The sequence below is a fragment of the Mycobacterium sp. genome (assembly GCF_050701675.1).
Lineage (GTDB): Bacteria > Actinomycetota > Actinomycetes > Mycobacteriales > Mycobacteriaceae > Mycobacterium.
This window is the reverse complement of sequence record NZ_JBOGDD010001113.1, coordinates 1-6,943: the sequence shown is the minus strand read 5'-3', so window position 1 is coordinate 6,943 and position 6,943 is coordinate 1. Positions and strand designations below refer to the sequence as shown.

The window sequence follows — 6,943 nt, the reverse complement described above, 5'->3', positions numbered from 1 at the left end:
GACGACGACGTGGCCGCCGTCGTGCTGCGCGTCGACAGTCCGGGAGGATCCGTCACCGGCTCGGAAACCATTTGGCGCGAAGTGGTTCGGTTGCGCGAGGCAGGCAAGCCGGTCGTCGCCTCGATGGGCGCCGTCGCGGCCTCCGGCGGCTACTACGTGTCGATGGCTGCGGATGCGATCGTCGCCAACGCGGGCACGCTCACCGGCTCCATCGGGGTGGTCACCGGCAAGTTCGTCGCGCGTGACCTCAAGGAGCGTCTAGGCATCGGCTCAGACTCGGTGCGCACCAACGCGAATGCCAACGCCTGGTCGACGAACGCGCCGTTCACCGACGAGCAGCACACCCACGTCGAGGCTGAGGCCGACCTCTTCTACACCGACTTCGTGCAACGGGTTGCCGAGGGCCGCAACATGACCGTTGAGGCTGTCGATGCGGTGGCGCGTGGTCGCGTGTGGACCGGCGCCGACGCGTTGGAGCGCGGGTTGGTCGACGAACTCGGTGGCGTGCGGACCGCGATCGATCGCGCAAAGGTGCTCGCCGGTTTCGACGCCGACTCCGACGTCAAACTGCTTGGCCTTCCCGGCTCGTCGCTACTGGACGTGCTGCGCCCGAAGGCATCGTCGCAGCCGGCGGCGGCGTCGTTGCCCGACGCGTTCGGCGCGCTCGTCGGACGTTCCGCGGCGGGCCTGATCACCCAGGCCGAGCGGCAATTGACCGGCGTCAACGCCCTCTGGCTGGGTGGACACCAATTCTGATCGGGCAGCTGCCAGGACTCAGCCGCGCAGCACCGCGCTGACGTAGGTGAGGTCCGCGAAGATCGCCGACATCTCGTCGTCATCGGGGAACTCGAATCCGTTGAGCGCGTAGCCTTCCCGCATCGGCAACGTGGAGGTCTCCCAGCCGCGTTCGGCCAGATACTCGACCACGTGGCTGCGCTCGCCCTGGTAGACGAGGTCGGCCATCTCGATGTCGGAGCCCAGCTGCTTGAGCCGTTCCGACATGCGTTGTGAGCGTCCATCGGTGAACGCCGACAGGTCGGGAACGTGCTCCGTGGCCAATCGGCTGCCCGGTGCGGACAGCTCGGTGATGTTGTCGAACAGCTTGTCCTGAGCGTCCGACGGCAGGTAGATCAACAGACCCTCTGCACTCCACGCGGTCGGCTGGCTCGGATCGAAGCCGCTGTCCTTCAACGCCTTCGGCCAGTCCTCCCGCAGATCGATCGCGACCGTCCGATGGGCGGCGGTCGGCGTGGCCCCGATACCCGCTAGCCTCGTCGTCTTGAACTCGATGACCTCGGGCTGGTCCACCTCGTAGACCGTCGTGCCGTCCGGCCATGGCAGCCGATAGCCCCGCGCGTCGAGACCGGCGGCGAGGATCACGGCCTGCCGTACCCCGGCATCCGCACCGTCGGTGAACATCTTGTCGAAGAAGCGGGTACGTACGGCCATGCCCTCGGCTGCCCGAAGCGGGGTGAACCCCGGTTCCACGTCGGTGAGGTCGAGGTCACCGTCGAGCATGCGGTTGAACAGGTCGACGCCGACGGCCCGCACCAGTGGCTCGGCGTACGGGTCGTCGATCAGCTTCTCGCGGTGGGCCAGTGCGCGCTGCGCGGCCACCATCGTGGCGGTTGCCCCGACGCTGGAGGCCAAGTCCCAGGTGTCGCCTTCGATTCTTGCCATGTGTCTCTCCTCTAGTTCAGGGTCGCGGTGAGGTATCCGGAATCGCCGCCGAATGCCGCGAGTTCATCGTTGGGCAACTCGAAGCCGTTGGCCTCGAATGCCGCGGCAGTCTTCCGGATGTCCACCTGCCAGCCATGATTGGTCAGGTAGTCGGCCGCGCTATTGCGCTCACCCATGTAGAACAGCTCGGCCAGGTTGATGTCGGAGCCGATGCGCTTGGAACGTTCCGTCAACTTCTCCGCCCAGTCGGCGGGCAGTCCGGTCAAATCCATGTGCTCGGTCGCCAGTCGGCTGCCCGGTGCGGACAGCGCGGTGATGTTGTCGAAGAGCTGGTCCTGGGCCTCCGGTGGGAGGTAGACCAGAAGTCCTTCGGCGCTCCACGCCGTCGGCAGGCTGCTGTCGAAGCCGGCCTGCCGCAGCGCGGCTGGCCAGTCCTCGCGCAGGTCGATGGATACGGTGTGACGCCGGGCCGTTGGCTCGGCACCGAGACCGGCCAGGGTGCGGGTCTTGAACTCGATGACCTCGGGCTGGTCGATCTCGAATACCGCGGTGCCGGCCTGCCAGGGCAGTCGGTAGGCCCGAGTGTCGAGCCCAGAGGCCAGGATCACGGCCTGCCGGATGCCTGAATCACTTGCGGTGGTGAAGAAGTCGTCGAAGAAGCGGGTCCGCACGGCCATCTGCTCGTTCATGGCCCGACGGTTCAGTAGGGGATCGTCCTCGCCGAGGAGTTCGCCGTCGACCAACTTGACGAAGGTGTCGATCCCGACGGCGCGGACCAGCGGTTCGGCCCACGGGTCGTCGAGCAGCGCGTCCGGGCCCTGTGATGCGGTGGCGCGGGAGGCGGCGACCGCCGTAGCGGTGGCGCCCACGCTGGAGGCCAGGTCCCACGTGTCGCCGTGAGTGCGTGCCATTGGTTGTCTCCTCAAGTCAGAGTTGCGATGACGGAAAGTGAATTACGCAGTGGTGCAAGTGCTTCGGACGTGGGGAAGTCGCGCCCGTAACCGGCGAACACCTCAGGGCGGCTGCGGGCCGAGACGTGCCAGCCCCGTGCGGTCAGGTAGTCGACGACGGATGCGCGCTCACCTTCGTAGATCAGCTCGGACATGTTGACGTCGAAACCGTGGTCCCGCCATTGTTCGGTGACTGCGCTCGCGCGGTCGCCCAAGAACGCGCTGCCGTCGGGGTGGTACTCGGTGGCCAGCTGACTACCTGGGGCGGACAGCGCGGTGATGTCGTCGAACAGCCGGTCCTGCGCCTCTGGCGGTAGATAGACGAGAAGGCCCTCGGCGCTCCACGCGGTCGGCGCGGTGACGTCGAAACCCGCGGCCTTCAGCTCCTGCGGCCAGTCGTCGCGCAGGTCGACGGCGACCGCGCGGCGATCGGCGGTCGGGGTTGCGCCGATCTCGGTCATCGCCGCCGTCTTCGCCACGATGACGTTGGGCTGGTCGATCTCGTAGACGACTGCACCGTCGGGCCACGGCAGCCGGTAGGCCCGGGAGTCGAGCCCCGAGGCCAGGATCACGGCCTGCCGAACGCCTGCCTCGGCCGCACCGAGGAAGAAGTCGTCGAAGAAGCGGGTGCGCACCGCCATCACGTCCGTCATCGTGCGTGCGGCACCGTCGGCGTCGACGGTGGAGATGGCTCCGTCGATCAGTTTGGTGAAGAACTCGATGCCGACGGCGCGCACCAGGGGAGCGGCATAGGGATCGCGGATCAGTGGATTGGCCTCCTCGGAGGCCAGTGCTCGCGCCGCGGCGACCATGGTGGCGGTCGCACCCACGCTGGAGGCCAGATCCCAGCTGTCGGAATCCGACCGGCTCACCGATCACCTCCGAGCGTTCCGCTGACGTAGCGCATCTCGCCGAAGCCGGCCATCTCCTCGTCGTCGAACGGCGGCAGGTCGTGGGCGGCGAACAATTCGCGCAGTGTGCTGCCGGTGGTGCGCCAGCCGTGGTGGTCCAGGTAGGCGGCGGCCTCGTTGCGGTCGCCGAAGTAGACCAGCTCGGTCAAGTCGAGGTCGAACCCGTGCTCGCGCCAGTGCGCTGCGACGCGCTGCATGCGCTCGCGTAGCCGGCCCTCGTTGGCGGGGTCCTGGGTGGGTGCGCTCTCGGTGGCGAAGCGGCTGCCTGGCGCGCTCAGCTCCGTCACCGTGTCAAGCAGTCGGTCCTGAGCCTCAGGAGGCAGATAGCCGAGCAGCCCCTCTGCGCTCCACGCGGTCGGCTTGGCCGGATCGAAGCCGGCCTGCACGAGTGCCGCAGGCCAGTCCTCGCGCAAGTCGATGCCGACCGTGCGGCGGAACGCGGTGGGTGCCGCGCCGAGGGCGGCCAGCGTCCGGCTCTTGAACGCGATGACGTCGGGCTGGTCGATCTCGTACACCGTGGTCCCCGCGGGCCACGCCAGGCGGTAGGCGCGGGAGTCCAGCCCAGAGGCGAGGATGACCGCCTGGGTGATGCCTGCGTTCGTGGCGTCGAGGAAGAAGCCGTCGAAGAACAGGGTTCGCACGGCCATGTTGTCGGCCATCCGTTCCATCCCGGCTCCTCCGTCGCCGCTGAGCTCGGCGGGATTCAGGTCACCGGAGGCCAACCGGGTCAGGACGTCGACGCCGACCGCGCGTACCAGTGGTTCGGCGAAGGGGTCGTTGATCAGGGGACGCTGCGCCCGGCCGGCCAGCGCCCGTGCCGCGGCCACCATCGTTGCCGTTGCTCCGACGCTGGAGGCCAGGTCCCAGGTGTCGCCTTCGGTGCGCGTCATGAATGCCCCTTGAAACTTTTAGTTAGCTGATGTAACGAGCTGATTCGACTGTACGCTCCGATTCTGGAACCCCCGATCGCGTCGCCGCCGCGAAGATCGGATGAGGGTCGGACCGGCGGCAACTGTTACCCTCGTAGACTGTTCCAACGCGCGATTGCGCTGGCCGCAGGCATGCCTGCGCGCCGGCAGGAGAATCGCACAGGACTTACCCAAAACGCGCTGGTCGGACCAGCCCCATCGGCACGCCGCGACACGAGTCCGGCTGCGCAGGAGGAAGAGTGCTTTCGGCTTTCATCTCGTCGTTGCGGACGGCCGACCTCCGACGGAAGATTCTCTTCACGCTGGGCATCGTCATCCTCTACCGGGTCGGCGCAACGCTGCCGTCCCCCGGCGTCAACTACCCCAACGTGCAGAAGTGCATCGAGCAGGTCCAGGGCGGCGACTCCGCCCAGATCTACTCCCTGATCAACCTCTTCTCCGGCGGTGCGCTGCTTCAGCTGTCCGTGTTCGCGGTCGGCGTGATGCCCTACATCACCGCCAGCATCATCGTGCAGCTCCTGACCGTGGTGATCCCACGCTTCGAGCAGCTGCGCAAGGAGGGCCAGTCCGGCCAGGCCAAGATGACGCAGTACACCCGCTATCTGGCGGTTGCGCTGGCGTTGTTGCAGGGCACCTCGATCGTGGCGCTCGCCGCTAACGGCGGGTTGCTGCAGGGCTGCACGCTGGACATCATCTCCAACTCCTCGATCTTCACGCTGATCGTCATCGTGCTGGTGCTGACCGCGGGTGCGTCGCTGGTGATGTGGATGGGCGAGCTGGTCACCGAGCGTGGCATCGGCAACGGCATGTCACTGCTGATCTTCGCGGGCATCGCCGCCCGCATCCCGTCGGAGGGCAAGACGATCCTCGACAGCCGCGGTGGCATGGTGTTCGCCGCGGTCTGCGTCGCCGCACTGATCATCATCATCGGGGTCGTCTTCGTCGAGCAGGGCCAGCGCCGCATCCCCGTGCAGTACGCCAAGCGCATGGTCGGACGGCGCATGTACGGCGGCACGTCGACCTATCTACCACTGAAGGTCAACCAGGCCGGCGTCATCCCCGTCATCTTCGCGTCGTCCCTGATCTACATCCCGCACCTGATCACCCAGCTGGTCCAGAGCGGCAGTTCCAGCCCTGGCACCGGTTGGTGGGACAAGTTCGTCGCGAACTACCTGTCCAACCCGTCCAGTCCCGTCTACATCGCGGTCTACTTCGGCCTGATTATCTTCTTCACCTACTTCTACGTGTCGATCACGTTCAACCCCGACGAGCGCGCCGACGAGATGAAGAAGTTCGGCGGCTTCATCCCCGGCATTCGTCCGGGCAAGCCGACCGCCGACTACCTGCGCTACGTTCTGAGCCGGATCACCCTGCCCGGCTCGATCTATCTGGGTGTGATCGCCGTCCTGCCAAACCTCTTCCTCGAGATCGGCAACTCCGGCACCGTGCAGAACCTGCCCTTCGGCGGTACCGCGGTGCTGATCATGATCGGTGTCGGTTTGGATACGGTGAAGCAGATCGAGAGCCAGCTGATGCAGCGCAACTATGAAGGGTTCCTCAAGTGAGAATCGTTTTGCTTGGACCGCCGGGTGCGGGCAAGGGCACCCAGGCGGAGAAGCTGGCCGAGAAGCTTGGCGTCCCTCACGTGTCCACCGGGGACCTCTTCCGCCACAACATCAGCAATGAGACCGAGCTGGGCCTGCAAGCCAAGAAGTACCTCGACGCAGGCGATCTGGTGCCCGCCACACTGACCAACGCGCTCGTCGACGATCGGCTCGACGACGCCGACGCGACCGAGGGCTTCATCCTCGACGGCTACCCACGTTCGGTGGAGCAGGCCGAGGCGCTACGCGAGATACTGGCCAAGCGCGATCTGGTGCTCGACGCCGTGGTGGAGTTCCGTGTCTCCGAGGACGAGCTACTGGCCCGGCTCAAGGGCCGCGGCCGCGCCGACGACACCGAGGACGTCGTCCTCAACCGGATGAAGGTCTACCGCGACGAGACGGCCCCCCTGCTGGACTACTACCGGGGCGAGCTCAAGACCGTCGACGCCGTCGGTTCTCTCGACGAGGTGTTCGCCCGCGCGCTGCGCGCTCTCGGTAAGTAGCCGATGATCGGGCTGCCAGGGCTACGTGGACGCAAGGTCGTTCCGCAGCGCAGCGACGACGAGCTCGACGCGATGGCCGCCGCAGGCGCCTTGGTGGCCGCTGCACTTCGGGCCGTGCGGCAAGCCGCCCAGCCGGGGGTCTCGACGCTGGAGCTCGACGGTATCGCCGAAGCGGTGATCCGCGACGGTGGCGGCATTCCGTCGTTCCTCGGCTATCACGGGTTCCCCGGCAGCATCTGCTCGTCGGTGAACGACCGCGTGGTCCACGGCATCCCATCGGCCGGCGAGGTGCTGGCCGCAGGCGATCTGGTGTCGATCGACTGCGGCGCGATCCTCGACGAGTGGCACGGCGACTCGGCCGTGACG

General features: G+C 66.9%; 8 protein-coding genes. 4 read left to right on the top strand and 4 right to left on the bottom strand.

The window, feature by feature from the left end; genetic code table 11:
• Nucleotides 1–756, top strand: a 756-nt coding sequence (gene sppA, locus ACRDUX_RS34490) for a signal peptide peptidase SppA (protein ID WP_526420950.1), incomplete at its 5' end; no start/stop codon positions are given.
• 18 nt (nucleotides 757–774) lie between these two features.
• Here sppA and ACRDUX_RS34485 read toward each other — a convergent pair.
• From ACRDUX_RS34485 to ACRDUX_RS34470, 4 genes are read right to left on the bottom strand one after another with little or no spacing between them, the layout of a single operon-like run.
• Nucleotides 775–1,680, bottom strand: a complete 906-nt coding sequence (locus ACRDUX_RS34485; protein ID WP_526420948.1) for a class I SAM-dependent methyltransferase — start codon at nucleotides 1,678–1,680, stop codon at nucleotides 775–777.
• 11 nt (nucleotides 1,681–1,691) lie between these two features.
• A complete protein-coding gene (locus tag ACRDUX_RS34480; RefSeq protein WP_526420946.1) occupies nucleotides 1,692–2,591 on the bottom strand; it encodes a class I SAM-dependent methyltransferase in 900 nt (299 codons plus the stop codon).
• An 11-nt stretch (nucleotides 2,592–2,602) separates the two neighbouring features.
• Entirely contained in the window at nucleotides 2,603–3,502 is a 900-nt protein-coding gene (locus tag ACRDUX_RS34475) for a class I SAM-dependent methyltransferase (protein ID WP_526420944.1), read from the bottom strand.
• On the bottom strand, nucleotides 3,499–4,431 hold the full coding sequence (locus ACRDUX_RS34470) for a class I SAM-dependent methyltransferase (protein WP_526420943.1): 933 nt from the start codon (nucleotides 4,429–4,431) through the stop codon (nucleotides 3,499–3,501). The genes ACRDUX_RS34475 and ACRDUX_RS34470 overlap by 4 nt, the downstream gene beginning before the upstream one ends.
• Nucleotides 4,432–4,709: 278 nt before the next feature.
• Between ACRDUX_RS34470 and secY the strand changes: the two genes are divergently transcribed.
• The 3 genes from secY to ACRDUX_RS34455 form a co-directional block, all read left to right on the top strand.
• The gene (secY, locus tag ACRDUX_RS34465) at nucleotides 4,710–6,035 is read left to right on the top strand and encodes a preprotein translocase subunit SecY (protein ID WP_526420941.1); all 1,326 of its coding nucleotides are present in this window, start codon (nucleotides 4,710–4,712) and stop codon (nucleotides 6,033–6,035) included.
• Nucleotides 6,032–6,577, top strand: coding sequence for an adenylate kinase (locus ACRDUX_RS34460; protein ID WP_526420939.1), 546 nt, complete (start codon nucleotides 6,032–6,034; stop codon nucleotides 6,575–6,577). Before secY ends, ACRDUX_RS34460 begins: the two co-directional genes overlap by 4 nt.
• Nucleotides 6,578–6,580: 3 nt before the next feature.
• Nucleotides 6,581–6,943 (top strand): M24 family metallopeptidase (locus ACRDUX_RS34455; RefSeq protein WP_526420937.1); only part of this gene is annotated, 363 nt, incomplete at its 3' end.